At 31.1% G+C, this 1,554-nt stretch carries 2 protein-coding genes and 1 pseudogene; all 3 read right to left on the bottom strand.

Going from position 1 to position 1,554, the window contains the following annotated elements:
* Window positions 1-165: 165 nt before the first annotated feature.
* A complete protein-coding gene (locus HMPREF9075_RS01890) occupies window positions 166-600 on the bottom strand; it encodes a DUF417 family protein (protein WP_009751302.1) in 435 nt (144 codons plus the stop codon).
* A gap of 54 nt (window positions 601-654) precedes the next feature.
* The gene (locus HMPREF9075_RS01885) at window positions 655-1,218 is read right to left on the bottom strand and encodes a hypothetical protein (RefSeq protein ID WP_009751301.1); all 564 of its coding nucleotides are present in this window, start codon (window positions 1,216-1,218) and stop codon (window positions 655-657) included.
* An 83-nt stretch (window positions 1,219-1,301) separates the two neighbouring features.
* Window positions 1,302-1,403, bottom strand: a pseudogene (locus tag HMPREF9075_RS13050) (agmatinase); the annotation flags it as partial.
* Between the last annotated feature and the right edge of the window lie 151 nt (window positions 1,404-1,554).

The following is a 1,554-nucleotide window of genomic DNA, read 5'->3' as shown; positions in this document are numbered from 1 at the left end:
TCATTTTGTGCAATTCACTGGATTTCATAGCTTCGTGGACTTTTTGCTTAAAATAGTGTTCCTGCAGTAGGACTTTCTGTATCAAATCCATAAAAATCTTTTCTGACTTAATATTTTTATGACTACATTTACTACAGCAATATCCTTCTTTCCATTTTAAAAAAGCTACTTAGGCTTGTTCATACTTATCATTCCAAAGCCTAACATAGGAATATCTTTTAAAATAAAGAAATCAGTAACGGGAACTCCTTCTATATAGTAAAAGGTTTTAGCAGAAGTAAAAAGAAAACTCAAAGTAATAAGAAAAGTAATTGTACAACCTACAAAGGCTAATTTACGCACTATCGGAGAAAATATCCCTATTATCAGTGCTACTGCTATAGCTATCTCTATTACGCCGATGAGATTGGAAACTCCTTGCAAACTTAGAATTTTATAAAGCCATGATAGCAGGAAACTTTGTTCTACCAAGGATTTAATCCCCTCTGCCTCAGCATTTGTAAACTTGTATGCGCCTATCCAAAGTAGAATAGTTGCCACTCCAAAAAGACTGATGTAATACCCTATTTTGTAACATAGGGAGATACTACTATTTTTCATTTCTTGCGATTTATTATATTGCAAAGTTGCATTTTTTTCTATTAAAAACCTATACTATATACTAATAATTGGAGAATAAAAATCCTCCGTTGGGAAGAACTCCTTCTTTGTTTTCAAATCTTGGAGCTTAATGATATTTTTCTTGTCCTTATCTAAAAAAATCTTAAAAATTTCCTTTTCTTTCGTTTCATTATTTGTTAGTTCTACATTATCGCCAACAATTTTAACGGATTCAAAAATCGATGGATAATCCACAAAATCAGTATAATCCATACGAGGGGTAAGGTTTTTATCCAATTTAGCTCCTTTTTCTACAGAGTAAATTACTTTCTGAGCAGAAATAGGTTGCTTTTTATAAGAGCTTAATTCTTTAACCGACAGAAATTCAAGATTGATTTTATAAATCATCCTGTCTTCATTAGCGATAATAGAATCCTTTACTTCCATTCTCCATTGAAAAGCAAGCATCATATTATCTTCAAAAATCCTTCGGTAAGGAGATTTTTGCACTTTTTGTTTGGTAATTTTTTCAGGTGGTGGAGGAATAGATTTTTTCTTATTTTGTCCAAAAGCCACAAAGTGAGCTGCCACCATGACAATTAAAAGTAATTTTTTCATATTAATTAGATTTTATAAAGGTTTGTTTTTCAGCTAAATGATAGTAAGCCAACATTTTATAGTATAATTTTGCTGCTAAAAATATAGAGTTCCATATTTTCTGATGCATCTAAGAAAAGTTCAGGTCCTTTATCCGCTCCCTTTCCCCAAGTAGAAGTTCCACCATAGGGAACTGTTACAAGCATTACTTTTGAATTTTCTAATGTTGCATTTTCTTCTGGTATTCCTCATTTTTTATGTATTTAAATTTATTGAGGTGTCTATTTAGTTACATACTAATTGACTTTGGAAAACGGGAGAATGCTCTACAACTCTTTTCATTAATTTGTTAAAGAT

This window comes from Capnocytophaga sp. oral taxon 332 str. F0381 (assembly GCF_000318275.2).
In the GTDB taxonomy this organism is placed as follows: domain Bacteria; phylum Bacteroidota; class Bacteroidia; order Flavobacteriales; family Flavobacteriaceae; genus Capnocytophaga; species Capnocytophaga bilenii.
This window is presented reverse-complemented; position numbering and strand designations above follow the sequence as displayed.

What these genes read in the sequence shown, in the direction of transcription:
- HMPREF9075_RS01890 (WP_009751302.1), bottom strand. Translation starts at nt 600, where the DNA reads ATGAAAAATAGTAGTATCTCCCTATGTTACAAAATAGGGTATTACATC.
- HMPREF9075_RS01885 (WP_009751301.1), bottom strand. Translation starts at nt 1,218, where the DNA reads ATGAAAAAATTACTTTTAATTGTCATGGTGGCAGCTCACTTTGTGGCT.